The 17,386-nt window shown below is 35.5% G+C and carries 15 protein-coding genes and 1 tRNA gene; 5 read left to right on the forward strand and 11 right to left on the reverse strand.

The annotated features are described in order from the left end of the window. Window positions 1-83 precede the first annotated feature (83 nt). Window positions 84-680, reverse strand: a complete 597-nt coding sequence (locus D7029_RS10035; RefSeq protein WP_194950586.1) for a TetR/AcrR family transcriptional regulator — start codon at window positions 678-680, stop codon at window positions 84-86. A gap of 104 nt (window positions 681-784) precedes the next feature. On the opposite strand from D7029_RS10035, the gene D7029_RS10040 reads away from it, so the two are divergent. Next, window positions 785-1,432, forward strand: a complete 648-nt coding sequence (locus tag D7029_RS10040; RefSeq protein ID WP_194950587.1) for a GNAT family N-acetyltransferase — start codon at window positions 785-787, stop codon at window positions 1,430-1,432. A gap of 96 nt (window positions 1,433-1,528) precedes the next feature. Here the strand turns inward: D7029_RS10040 and rimJ are convergent, their stop codons facing one another. After that, window positions 1,529-2,110 carry a ribosomal protein S5-alanine N-acetyltransferase gene (rimJ, locus tag D7029_RS10045; RefSeq protein WP_194950588.1) on the reverse strand — a complete coding sequence of 194 codons (582 nt, stop codon included), beginning with the start codon at window positions 2,108-2,110 and terminating at the stop codon, window positions 1,529-1,531. 197 nt (window positions 2,111-2,307) lie between these two features. On the opposite strand from rimJ, the gene mdtH reads away from it, so the two are divergent. Both mdtH and D7029_RS10055 read left to right on the forward strand, forming a co-directional pair. Then, the gene (mdtH, locus tag D7029_RS10050; RefSeq protein WP_088495441.1) at window positions 2,308-3,510 is read left to right on the forward strand and encodes a multidrug efflux MFS transporter MdtH; all 1,203 of its coding nucleotides are present in this window, start codon (window positions 2,308-2,310) and stop codon (window positions 3,508-3,510) included. A gap of 42 nt (window positions 3,511-3,552) precedes the next feature. Then, a complete protein-coding gene (locus tag D7029_RS10055) occupies window positions 3,553-4,107 on the forward strand; it encodes a lipoprotein (RefSeq protein ID WP_098942642.1) in 555 nt (184 codons plus the stop codon). A 109-nt stretch (window positions 4,108-4,216) separates the two neighbouring features. Here the strand turns inward: D7029_RS10055 and D7029_RS10060 are convergent, their stop codons facing one another. From D7029_RS10060 to ghrA, 4 genes are all read right to left on the reverse strand, one after another. Continuing rightward, window positions 4,217-4,801 (reverse strand): TorD/DmsD family molecular chaperone, encoded by a 585-nt coding sequence (locus D7029_RS10060; protein WP_098942641.1) that lies wholly within the window; start codon window positions 4,799-4,801, stop codon window positions 4,217-4,219. A gap of 247 nt (window positions 4,802-5,048) precedes the next feature. Then, complete coding sequence (locus D7029_RS10065; protein ID WP_194950589.1) at window positions 5,049-5,657, reverse strand: 2OG-Fe(II) oxygenase; 609 nt, start codon at window positions 5,655-5,657, stop codon at window positions 5,049-5,051. A gap of 237 nt (window positions 5,658-5,894) precedes the next feature. Continuing rightward, window positions 5,895-8,804: a hypothetical protein gene (locus D7029_RS10070; protein WP_194950590.1), complete on the reverse strand. Its 2,910-nt coding sequence runs from the start codon at window positions 8,802-8,804 to the stop codon at window positions 5,895-5,897. A gap of 198 nt (window positions 8,805-9,002) precedes the next feature. Next, window positions 9,003-9,944 (reverse strand): glyoxylate/hydroxypyruvate reductase GhrA, encoded by a 942-nt coding sequence (ghrA, locus tag D7029_RS10075; RefSeq protein WP_194950591.1) that lies wholly within the window; start codon window positions 9,942-9,944, stop codon window positions 9,003-9,005. Window positions 9,945-10,257: 313 nt separating this feature from the next. On the opposite strand from ghrA, the gene D7029_RS10080 reads away from it, so the two are divergent. Both D7029_RS10080 and dauA read left to right on the forward strand, forming a co-directional pair. Continuing rightward, a tRNA-Ser gene (locus D7029_RS10080) sits at window positions 10,258-10,345 on the forward strand. Window positions 10,346-10,925: 580 nt separating this feature from the next. Continuing rightward, window positions 10,926-12,626 (forward strand): C4-dicarboxylic acid transporter DauA, encoded by a 1,701-nt coding sequence (gene dauA / locus D7029_RS10085; RefSeq protein ID WP_194950592.1) that lies wholly within the window; start codon window positions 10,926-10,928, stop codon window positions 12,624-12,626. Between the two features lie 174 nt (window positions 12,627-12,800). Here dauA and D7029_RS10090 read toward each other — a convergent pair whose 3' ends face one another. From D7029_RS10090 to prfA, 5 genes are read right to left on the reverse strand one after another with little or no spacing between them, the layout of a single operon-like run. Beyond that, a complete protein-coding gene (locus D7029_RS10090; protein ID WP_088495433.1) occupies window positions 12,801-13,730 on the reverse strand; it encodes a TIGR01212 family radical SAM protein in 930 nt (309 codons plus the stop codon). A 7-nt stretch (window positions 13,731-13,737) separates the two neighbouring features. After that, a complete protein-coding gene (gene kdsA / locus D7029_RS10095) occupies window positions 13,738-14,592 on the reverse strand; it encodes a 3-deoxy-8-phosphooctulonate synthase (RefSeq protein ID WP_088495432.1) in 855 nt (284 codons plus the stop codon). Between the two features lie 57 nt (window positions 14,593-14,649). Then, window positions 14,650-15,459: an invasion regulator SirB1 gene (gene sirB1, locus D7029_RS10100; RefSeq protein ID WP_194952619.1), complete on the reverse strand. Its 810-nt coding sequence runs from the start codon at window positions 15,457-15,459 to the stop codon at window positions 14,650-14,652. Further along, complete coding sequence (gene prmC, locus D7029_RS10105; protein ID WP_194950593.1) at window positions 15,443-16,291, reverse strand: peptide chain release factor N(5)-glutamine methyltransferase; 849 nt, start codon at window positions 16,289-16,291, stop codon at window positions 15,443-15,445. The genes sirB1 and prmC overlap by 17 nt, the downstream gene beginning before the upstream one ends. Further along, window positions 16,291-17,373: a peptide chain release factor 1 gene (gene prfA, locus D7029_RS10110; protein WP_088495429.1), complete on the reverse strand. Its 1,083-nt coding sequence runs from the start codon at window positions 17,371-17,373 to the stop codon at window positions 16,291-16,293. Before prfA ends, prmC begins: the two co-directional genes overlap by 1 nt. Window positions 17,374-17,386: the final 13 nt, after the last annotated feature.

A 17,386-nucleotide genomic window follows, 5' to 3' on the forward strand; every position in this document is an offset into this window, starting at 1 on the left:
ATCGAAAAATCAATCTTCAATTAGCTAGGAATACGCTGACTCTGCTTATCTTCGACTAATCAAAGTGATTAAAAAATAGCGATTTATGGCTTTGTGAGCATTTTTTTCAACATCACTTCCAACATAGCGTGGTTCTCTCTTTCATTAAATTCAGGATCAATAATATTTCTTCCCATTGAACCATCTGCGATAACTAACAGCCATGTTGCAATTTTTTCAGGTTCAAGTGTTGAGTCTATCTGCCCTTTTTTAATACCGTTTTTCAGCATCGCAATCAAACGCTGTTTGTTGTTTCTTTCATTTTCAATAAAAATCTCGTGAATGCTCGCATTACGTGAAGCTTCAGCAAAAATTTCAATGCTGATACGTGCATATTCTGGGTGATTATAGAGCTCTATAATTTCCTTCATTAAATCGATAACTGCTTGAATGCACTCTTCTTCAGCTTCATAGCGACAAAAAATATCATCAAATAGCTGTGCATCTTCTAATGCTATCGCTTCAATAATCGAATTTTTATTTGGAAAGTAATGAAATACATTTCCTGGACTCATACCTGCTTCATGACAGATTTCTGCTGTTGATGTGGAGTGAAAACCTTTTACAGCAAAGCAACGTATTGCAGCATCAATAATATGCTTCATTTTCGCTTTTTGTTTTTCAGTAACAGTCTTGTTCATAACATTAAAAATCTCTGGACAAAATAAATTAGACTGATTAGTCTATAAATAACTAGACCAAACAGTCTAAAAAGTTAACCCTATTATTGCAGAGTAACGATATCATGCAATTACTTAATGAACACTATCAGCTTCGTGTTGCAGAGCCTTCAGATATTCCTGAAATTATTCAATTATTTGCACAAGCATTTCGTTTTAAATTAAATGCTTTTAATATTGATAGCACTAATCCTAATCAACGTCAGCAATTAGAAGCTATTTGGAATTCATTAGCATGTAAAAAAAACAGCCAACAATTTGTTGTCACTGATAATGGAAAAATTATCGCAACATTTTGTTTAGTAATAAAAGAAAACAGCTTTACCGCAAATCCCTTTATTAAAACACCATCCTTAAATTATTGGCGCTTTGGTATTATTCATTATATTAAGCAAAAGATTTTCTTTTCTTTATTTAATTATACGCCAAATGAAAATGAAGCTTACTTGGCACATATTGCCGTTTTATCCTCATATCAAGGACACGGCATTGCCTACGCTATACTTGAGTGGATAACCCAATATACTAAAGATGTTCTGAAAAAAGCGTATTTATCACTTTATGTCGATATTCATCATGAAGGTGCGCTTTATTTGTATCAAAAGAATGGATTTTATATTGAAAAAGAAGAGTCATCACGCTTAACACAGTCTATTTTCCATATTCAACATTGGTACTATATGTTGAAAAAAACGGATCAAATGGCTTATTAAATATTACGATTATCATCAAAAAGAGGCTAAAAGCACTGACATAAAGACGTTTCTAATATGATTATAAACAGTGCTTTTCTTCCATAATGACCAATATTAACGTTTAAAATAGGTTCGCGTTGTTAATGCAGTCAGTACGTGATCTCGCCACTCTTGATTAATTTGTAGATAGTTTTTGGCATACCCTTCACGTTCAAAACCATGTTTAGCTAATAAGTTTCCACTACGTAAATTATGAGGCATATAATTCGCCATAATACGATGCATCCCCTGCAGTCGTTGCATATAGCGAAGTGTTTCCGTTAAAGCTTCAGACATATAGCCTTGACCTTGCCATTTTTCACCGACTGAATACCCCAAGAAACAGGCATTAAAAGCGCCTCGCATAACATTGCTGTAATTAGCGACACCAATAATTTCATCTTCCTTTTGTGTTAATAGTAGAAAATGAAAAGCACTTTCTTGTCGGTGCAGTTCGTTCATATATTGTAAACGGTGTTCCCAACCAGAGGGTATATAATGTGTTTTATCTCTTACGGGTTCCCACGGAATTAAAAAACGACGATTTAATGTATAATAATCAGCCAATCTTTCAGCATCTCGTTCGTATGCTAAACGAATTACCATTCTTTGTGTTTCAAAACGAATTTTAGGAATTCCGCCACGATAACCAAACATTACGATCTCATTATCCTTTGATATAAATAAGTCTAATTCTGAAGCAACTCTTCTTATTCTGCCACTAACCTTAATAAAAAAATATCATCTTTAATTTACTAGGAATTATGCACATTTAGAGACAGAATAGTCGAAGAAATAAATTATTTCATTCCCCCCTTATTTTATTTAAATTATTTGCTTATTGATGGTGAGTAATGGCGCTGGTAACACAAGCCCGTACTTTGGGTAAATACTTCCTCCTAATTGACAATATGTTAGTTGTCTTAGGTTTTTTCGTCGTTTTTCCGCTTATTTCTATTCGTTTCGTCGAACAATTAGGTTGGGCTGGTGTTATTGTCGGTTTTGCTTTAGGGCTTAGACAACTCGTACAACAAGGCCTTGGCATTTTTGGCGGCGCTATTGCAGACCGTTTTGGTGCAAAACCAATGATAATAACAGGCATGTTATTACGAGCTTTAGGTTTTGCTTTAATGGCAATGGCTGATCAACCTTGGATACTTTGGTTATCTTGCATTTTATCTGCATTAGGTGGAACTTTATTTGATCCACCTCGCACAGCGCTAGTTATAAAATTAACCCGTCCTTATGAACGCGGTCGTTTTTACTCTTTATTGTTAATGCAAGATAGCGCTGGTGCCGTTATTGGTGCACTCATTGGTAGCTGGTTATTACAGTATGATTTTCATTTGGTATGCTGGGTCGGTGCTGGTGTTTTTGTTATCGCAGCCTTATTTAATGCTTGGTTATTACCTGCTTATCGTATCTCCACAACCCGAACACCAATTAAAGAAGGGTTAAAGCGAGTATGCCTTGATAAACGCTTTGTCAGTTATGTCTTAACCCTGACAGGTTATTTTGTATTATCTGTTCAAGTTATGTTGATGTTTCCTATTATCGTCAATGATATTGCGGGTACACCAACCGCTGTAAAATGGATGTATGCCATTGAAGCTCTACTTTCTTTAACGTTGCTTTATCCTATTGCTCGCTGGAGTGAAAAACGTTTCAAATTAGAACAGCGTTTAATGGCTGGCTTATTTTTAATGAGCATCAGCATGTTCCCTGTTGGCATGATCCATTCATTACAAAGCATCTTCTTGATTATTGGTCTATTTTATCTTGGTACTATTACAGCAGAACCTGCACGCGAAACATTAAGTGCATCACTTGCTGATCCTCGCGCTCGTGGTAGTTATATGGGATTTAGTCGCTTAGGCTTGGCATTTGGTGGCGCTATTGGATATACAGGTGGTGGATGGATGTATGATTTAGGTAATCAATTTGACATGCCTGAATTACCTTGGTTCTTACTAGGAACTGTAGGTTTAATAACACTTTATGCGTTACATCGCCAATTTAATCGTAAAAAAATAGAAACAGCCATGCTTACTCCCTAGAGATCAGGTAAACTCTTAGTTATCAATGATCAAGGAGTGTTTATGAAAGCAATTTTTCTAACCAGTATATTAGTATTAACAAGCTTAATCACAGGGTGTGATCAGCTCAAGCAATTTGATGTGAGTGAAAACCTTATTAATGACTATATCAGTCAAAAAATAAATCTTCAGAAACATATTGGTGAAGATGAGGTTGTATCTGCTGATATTAAATTAAGCAATCTTTCTATTCAAATTGGTCGTACTGAGCCGGGTAAAATAAATCTTTCAGGTACAACTGATCTGATAATTAATTCATTCTTTGGTAAGACTAGCGCTAAAGTTGAGCTTACGTTATCAGGGCAACCTTCTTATCAAGCTGATAAAGGGGCGATATACATAAAATCAATGGCTATTGATAGTTACAAAGTCTCTCCAGAAAAAATGGATGCTGTGGTTGTGGCACTAAAACCTTATTTGGATACAACAATCACGACTTACTTTGATAATCACCCTGTTTATGTTCTTAACCCAGAAAAAAACAGTGCTGAAGCTGCCGCGTTTAAACTGGCTAAAGGAATTGAAGTTAAACCGGGTAAATTCGTGATCCAACTCTAATAGTTACGCAAGTTGATTAAAAATATTTATCGTCATTAATGAGAAAGGCAAACCTAATGGTTTGCCTTTTTTATGAATAATAAAATACTTTTGCAAAGAAATAGTTATATTACTCTGCTTGCGTATCTTCAGTATCGTCACTCTCTTCTTCATCATCAGAGAGTTCTTCACGTAATGCTGATAATGCACCACGCGCAATACCTGCTAGTGTGCGATAAAAGCCAGTTGTTGCATGAGCTTCAACCTTACCTAAAAATGTGCCAGCCCAAGGTAACAGATATTCATCAAATAATTGTATTTGTGCCAATACTTCATCTTCTGCTGAGTTATCTTCAAGCCATGAAGCAGCAAGTAGTAAAGCACCAAAACTGTCTGTTGCATTATCTGTAACTGGCATACCCCTTGCGATCAAAAATTGACGAATATCGTCTTCTTTGATCTCTTCATAATCATGGGCATAAATAGACACAGCAGGAGTTTCGCTACCAAAAAGAGACTGATAATCCGCTTCAACACTGGCTAAATCTTTGACGCTATTTTTTAAGGTGTTAAATAACTCATCTTGCTCTAATGGCCATAGCTGGCTAAGTTTTCCTTCACCAATCATTTTAATAATTGGTGATAAAATAGGATCATTGGGATCACGTTGGAATAATGTGCCTAAAAGCCGGCAAACTATTGAAAATTCATTCATTGTATTTTTATCCTAAAAAGTTTCGCGTTATTGTGCGTTTAACGGTAAGAAAATCAACTTTTTTCGTCATTTCTCTTTTATTGTTAATATAAATCTTACTATTTTTAATCGCTTAAAACAGAAAAAGCGCGCTCTTATTATTAAGTCTTTTACTTAATATAAGAAACGCGCCTAATCCCATGCTACTTATCTTCTAAAGCAGTTTTATAATAAACGACTTTATGACAACAGCATTTTATTGCATTTGTTAACTGGCTATATCAAGAAAATTATCTCTTACACCATTCACACGAAACCACCCTGCAATACTTATTCTCTCTTTATTAGTAGGAAGTACTTCATGAGGGAATTGTTCTGAAAGAAAAACAACCAAACGTCCACCTTTAGGAGCAACTGTTGCTAGTTCTTTATCTTCCAAATCATAAATAACTAACTCGCCGCCGTCTTCTTTTTTCCAATCCTCATTAAGATACAATACTGTTGTTAATCGCCGCGTCACATTTTCTTTAAATGCATCCAGATGTTTTTTATAAAAAGCACCTTTTTCATAACAAGCAAAATGCGCTTCATATTCAAAAAGTCCAAGAAAAAACTCACGATTTACCGCACGTTGAATAGACTCCATTTGCATTAAATAATGCTGAACGGGTGTTCCCATTTCAGGTTCTAGCCAACGTATTTTATCACTTCGAATTGTTGTTTCTGCAAGCCGATTCTCATGACGACCAATACGTGCTTGTTGTGCATTACCATCAAAACAAGCGCGCAATTGTTGAACAGCCTCTGGTGTGAGGAAATCATCCCATACACACCATCCTTTCTCTGCTATTTGCTCAAGAAGTTCTGCTATATTCATTAAGTATATTGTCTGATAAACATGGGAAACTACTTTATATCACCAAGTTAAGCAAAATGACAATTTAATAAACTTATCTTTTCGATAACATCAATTAATTAGAGATAAACCCCATAAAAATCAAATATAATAGATAAAACAAAACTTAACACTACCTGCCTTGTTAAAACCCGCATTTTCCCAAGGGATATTTTATAAGTTACATTACATTAATAATAAACAAAATGAATGATTCAATTAGTAATAATAACTTGTTGATATTTTATTTACTCGCTTTTCATCTTTATCATAAATATAATTAATATTTCCTTTAACTTGAGTATGTATAATCGCTTTTTTATTTCCTAATCGTACAAATCCTGTTGGTAATGTCTTCTTTTTGTACGAAAGTTCACTAATAGACATAATATCTGTAGAGGTAATTTGATATTCAATATGGGCAAACTGCTGTTTATATCTAGTATATAAATCATCCAGATTTGTCTTTATTTCATCTAAGTTAATCTCTTTAGTGTCTCTATTTTTTTCTATAAGATGCTTTATTTCATTTTGTAAATCAGAACGAAGCGAGCTTCCCTGTCTATTTAACTGATAATTTGCTATAAAGTAAGGCTTAAATTTTTCATTCATATTGTCTTTTTCCTGAGAAGACAACATCTCTTTTCTCTTTTTTAATGAGGATAAAATATGATTAATATTATGTTGTCTATTCTCTTCTGTTATTTTAGCCTGAAAAATCTCATCTTTACTTTGAAATGAAGTAGTAATAAGATTTTTATTACTATCATCTTTTAATTTATTAATTTCTTTTTTACCTGATGATAAATTTAAATAGATGCTATCTAACTTATCAATATTATTAGAAAGATAATATTTTTCTGGGAAACTTTCTAATAGTTTATTTAGCTTTAATACTCTTTTATAAATTCCTTTTATGTTTTTTTTATCTTGTTCCTGACTCCCCGCTCTTATTAATTTTTCACTTTTAAAAAGTGTAAAACCTAACAAGCTATTTATTCTTTTTTTTACCATTAATTCAAAATCTTTTACGGATGTTAATGGATACCACTGAATAACATTATCAGAATTTGTTGTAGAAGGCGTAAATTTCAAATCACGATAAACATCAATACCAAGCTCTAATAAATTAAGATCAAGCCTCTTTGTTTTCTTTGTAACATCTGTTTCACCATAATCGATAAATTTATTAATATTTAAATCTAGTTTTAATAAATTGAAAATAAAGTTTATACCAATAGCATTTCTGGGTACGGTTAGTTCCATATTAGGATTAACCATGACATCAACATCAAAACTCCCTTCACTTCTTATCTCACCTCCTAACGAGATACTCATATCTTGATTAATTTCAAGAGTAGATTTATCGATCAATTCGTTTTCATTTTTAGTTAATCCTTGATTAATAAAATTTGAGATCTCATTAATATCAAGGCTAAATGAGAAATTAGATTTTTTAGCGTAAGTGGCACCTAATAAAGCACTTGCCATGATAGGAGTAACAAAACCATAGTCAACATTTCCTAACTCCCATCTTTTTTCATATCCACCAATTCCCGCGGATAAACCTGCAACAAAAAGATTCTTCTTATTATTAATAAAAGAAAAAGTGATCTTATTACCTTCACTTTTTGATAATGTAATAGAGTGTGACTTTGCATAAGAAGCTAATAGAAAGGCATTAACTCCTATATTACTTGGCAGTTGAAAAGCATTAATGCCCAAAAAAGCTCGAATATCACTATGGTGACTAATTGTAATATTTTCTTTCTCTTTAAGGTCTTTTACTAATGAATAAATCACCTCACCTTGTGTTACACCACTTTTGACACCTTTAACTATACGATTTAACACATCATAGTTTTTTTCTATATTTTTTTTAATACCATATAATGCCATTGGCTTGCTGTTATATGCAGTTGTCGAAGAATTAACAAGTTGTTTTATATTAGAAAATAATCCTCTAAAACCAGGATCAACAGTTTTTGCAATATTTTTCATCATTGCTTTATATTTTTTTAATGCATATTGCTCTTTAGCTTTACTAATATGTAATCTGGAATCATCAATAACAGAAGAGAAAAAAGGAATATGTCGGCTACTGAAATTACCTATTGTTTGAGTAGAAAATGGCTGACCAGAATGATAATTTTTATAATTATTCTCACCTACCATTGAGTAAAATGATAAGGGTGGCTCCTGTTTTAAACGAGTAACCTCATACTGATAATCTTTAACCGCAAAAATATTCAAAGGGTCAAGGTAGTATATTTTTATTTTATTACCTTTATCCACAATGAGTTGAATTTTATTTAATATTGGTTTAATTGCTAATATTTTATCAGTTTCCTTTAATGGAAGTTTTATTTTATGCTTTTTGATTTTAATATCATGTTCAGTTTCAGCATGGTCAGTTTGATCGTATGTTGACTCTAGTGTTGCAGGTAATCCAGCTGTGTAAAGTTGGTTATTTTTAACTTCAATTGTAATATCTAGACCATCTCTTTTTATTTTTAGTATATTATTTTCTTTTAATTCCACAATATTATTGATGCTTGATAAATCTTGTTTTAGATTATCATCAATTATATATTTTTCATATTCAACGATAAAATTACTACCAATAGTATTTGATGAAACATCATTTAAGCTATATTCTTTTTCGAGTCTGTTAAATTTAATTTTATAAAGGTCACTACTATTATCTATATTGCTATATTTATTTCCAATCAAGAACCCATTAGGATCAACATAAAGTTCTTTAAACTTCATATTATCAGTGTTTTTAGTCTCTATATTAAAAACATCATATTTAAATCCTCCTTTAAAGTGTTTTTGATATAATCCTGTAAATAAGTCATGTGTTTTACCTTTAATTAAGAGCAAGGAGCCATCATCATCAAGAGTAACACCCATATTATTTAATAATGACATATTGGTAGAGCCAAGATAAACATAGTTCTTAGCATTATTTAAGTTAAATTGTTTTTCTTCTTTTTGTTTATCATTATTTTTACGATAGCTCTCATTACCATTACCTATTGTATTTATTGAACATTTCTCTTTTTTTCCATTAAAAGTACCCATAGGTATTAGCTTACTGGGTATCGTCTCTATTTTATTATTCATGTATACCTCATTATCTTCAAATCATGAGGTAATAATCAATAAGATAATCTGCAAACGATATCTTTTTACAACCAGATTTTTATTACATTATATAAATAACAGAAAAAATGATGTTTTTTGAAAGTCAGGGCAAAAAAATAGGCAATAAACTAAAATTTATTGCCTATTATATAAAATTAGAAAAGGTATTAAATGGTTTTAATATCCACTTTTCATATCAACCACACCACAAGGTGATTCACCCTTTTCAATTCGTTGGATATTTTCAACAATTGTATCCATGGCGATATTAGGAATTGTAAAGGCGGCAATATGTGGCGTAATAGAAACACGAGGATGAGTCCAAAATGGGTGCATTCCTGCTAATGGCTCTTGAGCAAAAACATCCAAAGTCGCATCAGCAATATGCCCTTGATCTATCGCTTCTAATAAATCTTGATCAACTAAATGCGCACCCCGCGCCAAATTAATCAAATAAGAAGAAGGTTTAAGTTGTTCAAAGAGTGAAAAATTCAAAATACCATGCGTTTCTGGCGTATAAGGTAATAAGTTAATTAGTAAATTACACTCTTTAAGGAAATCATTGAGTTGCTCTTTACCATAAAAACTTTCAACATTTTTAATTTGTTTTTCACTGCGACTCCAGCAACGAACTTTAAAACCAAGTTCAGCAAGTTTAGTCGCAACACTCCCACCTAAAGCTCCAGCACCTAAAACACCAATAACAAAATCGTCATAAGAATGCGCAGGAAGTTGTTTCCATAAACGTTGTGATTGTTGGCGTTTATAATCATCCATTCGACGAAAGTAATACATCACTTTAGCAATCGCATATTCTTGCATTTGAAGCCCCATTCCGGTGTCTTCTAAACGCATAACAGGAACGCCAGTTGGTAATGTACCTGGCTTTTGTTGCTCTTGTTTTAAAATAGCATCGACTCCCGCCCCTAAGGCAAAAATACCTTTTAGGTGATTGCGACTGGCTAGCATTTCATAAGGAGGAAGCCAAACCATAGCGTAATCAGCAGGTTGATTATCGCCAGGTTCCCAAATGCGTATATTGGCATTCGGCAAACGTGCCTTCATACCATTGATCCATGTATCTGCGTCAAAAAAAGGATGATAATAAATAATATTCATTTTGCCTTCCTCCAGCATTTTTATCATAGGGTGCGAGGGTTACGTTCTGATTTCAAGTCTCTTTGAATAAGTTGTTAATAAAAATGTTGAGAATGTTAACCAGTTAACGAAATTCTTAATTCTCTTTTCAATGCAGCAATCCATATCTATATTGCTTTACTGCATAATTTGCCTAGCATTTGTGCATATTGTTTTTTATTTGACTGCTTGATGCAAAAGTTAAGGGAAAAATGCATTTAGCTGTTGACGCCTATGATCCTTTTCCATATAGTAGCGCCCCGTTGAGAGATGTTAAGTACATATCCAACAACACGGTGAGATGTCCGAGAGGCTGAAGGAGCACGCCTGGAAAGTGTGTATACGGCAACGTATCGAGGGTTCGAATCCCTCTCTCACCGCCATATTCTAAGATAGAGCCTAGTTTTTTAACTAGGCTCTATTTTTTTTGTCCAAATTTTCTACACTCTCAGTCTCTTTTTCTCTTCACGGACTTGTTTATATCCCGTAACGCTTCATTTTTTGATGATATTATTGTTAGTATATTACATATTCTTTATTTTATTTTTGCTTAATCGTTTTATTTAATAATTTCTCATCACTTAATAATCTTTGATTATTAATTTTAATGAGTTAAAACAACTTATGTAGTTGTTATTTATGTCTATCCGATTTTTATGACGTAAAAAGATTTTTATTACCCTATCTCTAAACGACATTTATTCTAAAATAAAACGCTTTTTATAATTTTAAAATAAATTTAAACTTTATTTTCAAGCAAGCAACAGAATAAATACAATAAGATACATTGCATTATCTATTTAGGTTAACTTATTAGTTTAATTGATTTTATTTTTACTAAGCTTTAAGATATGCATTAATAATTTGATGTATCACATTATTATCAGCGAATAAAAGCGATATCCTCTCTTTTCCTTATCGCCGTTATTCGGCATCTGACTTCTTATTTTGGTTTAATCCTAAATGAAAACTCATAAAGTTAACCGGGTTCGCCCCTTTAGTGCATTTATTGATGCATGTGTAAAAGAGCCTTACTCTTTTGCGCGTTTATTAAAAGATATTATTGCAGGGATCACCGTCGGAATTATCGCGATACCTTTAGCCATGGCTTTGGCAATTGGTAGCGGTGTTCCTCCGCAATACGGTCTTTATACCGCAGCTATTGCCGGTATAGTCATTGCTGTTTCTGGTGGCTCTCGATACAGCGTTTCAGGGCCTACTGCCGCTTTTGTTGTGATCCTTTATCCTGTATCACAACAGTTTGGTTTAAGTGGGCTATTGATTGCTACGCTTATGTCTGGCGTGATCTTAGTGGTTATGGGTTTAGCTCGCTTTGGCAAGCTTATTGAGTATATTCCTGTTTCTGTAACACTTGGATTTACTTCGGGGATTGCTATCACCATTGCCACCATGCAAGTAAAAGACTTTTTTGGTCTTGAATTAGCGCATGTGCCAGAAACCTACATTGATAAAGTGATTGCTCTAGGCTCTGCATTACCGACTATTCATCTTGGTGATACACTTATCGGTCTGACAACACTGTTGGTTTTAATTTATTGGCCTAAGTTGAATTTACGTTTACCCGGCCACTTACCCGCTTTAATTGCAGGTACAGCAGTAATGGGTATTGTGAATATGTTCGGTCATGACGTTGCAACAATTGGTTCCCAATTTAGTTATATGCTTCCTAATGGAACAACTGGGCAAGGTATTCCACCTATTTTGCCTCAGTTTGTTTTACCTTGGAATTTACCAAGCACAGGTACATCACTTGAATTAAATTGGAGTACTGTTTCTGCTTTATTACCCGCAGCTTTCTCAATGGCAATGTTAGGCGCTATCGAATCATTATTATGTGCGGTTGTGCTTGATGGTATGACTGGCAAAAAACACCACTCTAATGGTGAGTTAGTCGGACAAGGTGTTGGTAATATTGTTGCGCCATTCTTTGGTGGTATCACAGCAACTGCGGCGATTGCACGTTCCGCTGCTAACGTGCGTGCAGGTGCAACATCACCTGTTTCTGCTATTGTTCACTCGTTATTGGTATTGCTAACTTTACTTGTATTAGCCCCTTTCCTTTCTTATTTACCTTTAGCCGCAATGTCCGCACTGCTGTTAATTGTTGCATGGAATATGAGTGAAGCCCGTAAAGTTATTGACCTTATTCGACACGCGCCTAAAGACGATATTATTGTCTTAGTATTATGCTTATCACTCACCGTTCTCTTTGATATGGTTATTGCCATTACTATCGGTATTGTGTTGGCTTCACTGTTATTTATGCGTCGTATTGCCAATATGACCAAAATAACTGAATCCCCTTATACTGATGATGATAAGCAGTTATTGGTTGTGCGTGTTAATGGTCCACTGTTCTTTGCCGCCGCTGAGCGTATCTTTAATGAGTTACGTGAACGTAGTAAAGGTTATAAAACCGTTATTATGCAATGGGATGCTGTTCCTGTATTAGATGCAGGTGGATTACATGCATTCCAGCATTTTGTCACTGATGTTAAACATGATACCCATGTGATTGTTTGTGATATTCCTTTCCAGCCTTTAAAAACGCTGGCAAGAGCAAGAGTCACGCCTATTGAAGGAGAACTTAATTTCTATCCTTCATTACAAAAAGCACTGGATGATTTGGAATTAATTCAGTAGTTATTTATTACAATTAATATAAAATTTATTTAGCCCTTAATTTAAGTGATTTAATTAAGGGCTATTTTAATATTTCATAATTTATATTGAGAAAAAATGAATTGCATTTTTTAATATAAATTAAAAAACATTCAGATTTGAAATGTATATCGTGCGGTAATTTCTTAATATGGCTTATTTAGAATTAGGAATAAACGCATTACCAATCCCGCTTCCTTGCACACCCTTTTTTAATAAATCTTGATAAAGTGCATTCATTCCCAACCAGTGATTTTCACACCATTCAGGAGCTAATAAGGTGGGTTTTCTGGCGCTAGCACACACACGGTGATAAATCATTTCAGGAGGAGTATGGCGGATCATCTCACCCGCGGTATAAACATATTGTTCTTGCGTCAATGCATTAATACGCCCTGCTTTCCAAGCTTTAGCTATCGTACTGCCTTCAACAATATGCAATGGGTGTAATTTAAGCCCATCAGTGCCTGTCTCTACCACACGCTCTAATGTTTGCATATTTAACAGATGATCTTCTCGTGGCAGTCCAACAATAAGGTGCGTACACACTTTTAAACCACGCCGACGCGCTTCACGTGTGGTCGCTTGGTAACATTGAAAATCATGCCCACGATTAATGTGCTTCAATGTTTTATCATGAGCCGTTTGCAAACCAAGTTCTAACCATACTTCATAGCCTTTATCGCGATAACCTTGCAATAAATCCAAAACGCTGACAGGGACACAATCTGGCCGAGTTCCAACACATAATCCAACCATGTCAGCTTGTAATAATGCGGTTTCATATAAAGTACGCAAATATTCTACTTCGGCATAAGTACTGGTATAGGCTTGAAAATAGGCAAGATAACGATGTGCGCGGTTAATATTTTTGGCTTGTAATGCAATTTGTTCTTCTATCGAATGATATTGTGTTTGCTCATCAGCAAAAGAGGAAACATTACAGAAAGTACAGCCACCTCGCCCTAATGTGCCATCTCGATTAGGACAGTTGAAACCGCCATGGAGGGTGATTTTATGAATTTTTTCGTGATAACGGCGCTGAAGATCAGCGCCGAACATATTCACTACTGTATGCAGTTGCATAACAATTTTATTTGCTGGTATCTAACTCTGGGAAATTTTTCACCACTTCATCAATCGCTTTAATTTGAGCTAAGAAAGGCTCTAATTTTGCCAGTGGCAACGCTGATGGGCCATCACAACGCGCATTATCTGGATCTGGGTGAGCTTCAAGGAATAATCCAGCAAGACCAACAGCCATACCTGCACGAGCTAATTCAGCAACTTGCGCGCGACGTCCGCCTGATGCGGCACCAAATGGGTCACGACACTGTAATGAGTGGGTGACATCAAAAATAACCGGTGCGCCTTGAGAAGCCTGCATCATGACATGGAAGCCTAACATATCAACAACTAAGTTATCGTAACCAAAGTTGCTACCACGATCACATAGAATAACTTGATCGTTACCGCCTTCTTTAAACTTATCGACGATATTTCCCATTTGTCCTGGGCTTACAAACTGAGGTTTTTTTACGTTGATCACAGCGCCAGTTTTAGCCATCGCTTCAACAAGATCAGTTTGACGCGCTAAAAATGCAGGTAATTGGATAACATCAACCACTTCTGATACAGGTTGAGCCTGTGCTGCTTCATGAACGTCAGTAATAATTTTAACGCCAAAAGTTTCTTTTAACTCTTGGAAAATTTTCATCCCTTCTTCTAAACCCGGACCACGGTAAGAGTGGATTGAAGAACGGTTTGCTTTATCAAAAGAAGCTTTGAATACATAAGGAATATTCAGTTTCTGAGTTACAGTGACGTAATGCTCACAAATACGCATGGCTAAATCGCGCGATTCTAATACATTCATGCCACCAAAAAGCACAAATGGCAGGTCGTTTGCTACCTTGATATCACCAATATTCACCACTTTATGTTGCATATTTATCCCTATACTGTTTGTAATGTACTGTGTTAATTAAGTACGTTTCTTAAATTTTTAATGTAGAACAATAGGATTTTGTTCTATCGAATGAATTTGGATTTTGATCATCTCTGAAATAGGATCTTCAGGACATTGCTCAACAAAATAGTTTAAGTCAGAAATCGCCACATGGTTGCACTCTAACTGAGCAAAAATAAGTCCACGATCACGTATTTCGTAGGGATCTTCAGGATCAAACATTAACACCGTTTCACTGGCTTTTAATGCTTGCACCATATTCTTTTCTTCCATTAAAGAAACTTTCAATGTATCCAAAAGCTTACGAATAATAGAACTGTATTCTGATTCTTCTAAATCTGCCTCTAATAATACAGAGGCACCGCCTACATTCCCTTTTAACCAAACTTCTAAGGTATGTTGCGATAGATATTCACCATTTATTGGATTTAAAAATAGCGGTTGTTCATTAGGAATATCTATTCTGATGATCAGTTGTGTAGGAAAGATAACCGGGACTAACGGTAAATTTAACGCTTGTGCGATATAAATAAGAATCGAACCCAGTGAAACAGGAGAGCCGACATGTGTCGCTAATACTTTATCTAACCATAACGTATCAGAAAGGCAATATTTGCCACTTGCACCACTAAAGTGCCACTGCTTATAAAACAGTTTTAGCAGTGCTTCTATCTGCTCTTTGGTATTTCCTTGTTGGGGAATTTCAGCTTCAGCCTGTTCAACTAACTGCGCGAGTTGATAACCAACAGAAGTGGTCGGAAAATCAGGTCGAATAGCCTGAGAGATAAGGATCATGCCCTTAACTAAAGGGGCTTTATTAAATTCGTAATCAGCTATGGTTTCTATCATAATTCCAACGACCTACTGTCACACGCTCATTACCGCCATAATCACGGAAAGTTTCCACACAGCAGTAACCCTTATCAATAAAAATATTGCGTACCCCTTCACCTTGTTGCCAGCCGTGTTCCAGTAATACCCAGCCATTATCAGTTAAAAATTGACGAGCAGTTTCAACGATAATCTCGATATCAGCAAAACCATTTTTGCCAGCAACTAATGCGGTTAAAGGTTCAAAACGAACATCCCCCTGATGAATATGCTCATCATTTTCATCAATGTAAGGAGGATTACTGATTATCATACCAAATTGATACCCTGAGAGTGAACTAAACCAACAACTTTCCATAAATTCAGTGTTGTTTAATGCTAAGTTGGTCGCATTCTCTTGCGCTAATACCACAGCTTCAGCTTGAAAATCCACACCAATAACATGGCAATCTGGGCGTTCTGATGCCATTGCTAACGCAATAGCCCCTGTTCCTGTTCCTAAATCAAGAATACGAGTCGGCTCTGATGGTAGTTTTTCTAAGGCTTTTTCAACAAGGCATTCTGTATCTGGGCGAGGAATTAATGTTGCAGGTGAGACTTTTAAAGGCAGTGACCAAAACTCTCTTTCACCGACTAAATAAGCAATAGGTTCACCTTTAATACGTCGAGTCAGCAATTGCGATAATTGTGCTAACTCGTCTGACGAAAGTACCGTTTCATTAAAGGCAATTAAATAAGTGCGGGTACGTTGTGTTACGTACCCAAGTAGAATTTCAGCATCACGTTTAGGGCTGTCACTTTCAATTAATTGCAAGGCTGCTTCTCGCAGCCATTGTTCATAATTCATTAATTCAACTCAGAAAGTGCAGAAAGCTGATCCGCTTGATATTCAGTTACGATAGGCTGAATTAATGGATCTAATTTTCCTTCCATGACTTCATCTAAGCGATAAAACGTGAGGTTGATACGGTGATCTGTTACACGACCTTGCGGGAAGTTGTACGTTCTAATTCGGTCAGAACGGTCACCAGAACCCAATAAATTACGACGTTCAGAAGCTTCAGCTTCTTGGCGTTTTTGCATTTCAGCTGCACGAATACGTGCACCTAATACAGACATCGCTTTGGCTTTGTTTTTGTGCTGTGAACGCTCATCCTGACATTCCACCACAATTCCTGTTGGAATATGCGTAATACGGATAGCAGAGTCAGTGGTATTAACGTGCTGACCACCCGCTCCTGAAGAACGGAATGTATCAATACGTAAGTCACTTGGACTGATTTCAGGTAATTCAGCTTCTGGCACTTCAGCTAAGACGGCAACCGTACAAGCAGAAGTATGAATACGACCTTGAGATTCCGTTTCAGGAACGCGTTGAACACGGTGACCGCCTGATTCGAATTTCAATACACCATAAGCGCCATCGCCAACCACTTTGGCGATAACCTCTTTGTAGCCACCATGCTCACCTTCGTTAGCATTCATGACTTCAATACGCCAGCGACGTGATTCTGCATAACGGCTATACATACGGAATAAATCACCCGCGAATAATGCCGCTTCATCTCCCCCTGTTCCCGCACGAATTTCAAGGAAACAGTTAAATTCATCATCAGGATCTTTAGGCAGTAACAACACTTGTAACTGTTGTTCTAAATCATCGTTTAATGCTTGTGCTTCTTTCAGCTCTTCTTGTGCCATCTCTTTCATTTCAGGATCATCAAGCATCATTTCTGCTGCTTCGATGTCGTCTTGCACTTTTCGCCATTGGCTAAAACAAGCCGTAACGTCAGTTAATTGAGAGTATTCTTTTGAAAGCGCACGAAAACGCTCCTGAGAGGCAATAACATCGGCTTCTGACAGAAGTGCCTGAATTTCTTCATAACGCTCTTGTAGAGCTTCCAACTTAGCGACAATAGAAGGCTTCATTCGTAGATTAAGA

The sequence above is a fragment of the Proteus vulgaris genome, from assembly GCF_016647575.1.
In the GTDB taxonomy this organism is placed as follows: domain Bacteria; phylum Pseudomonadota; class Gammaproteobacteria; order Enterobacterales; family Enterobacteriaceae; genus Proteus; species Proteus mirabilis_B.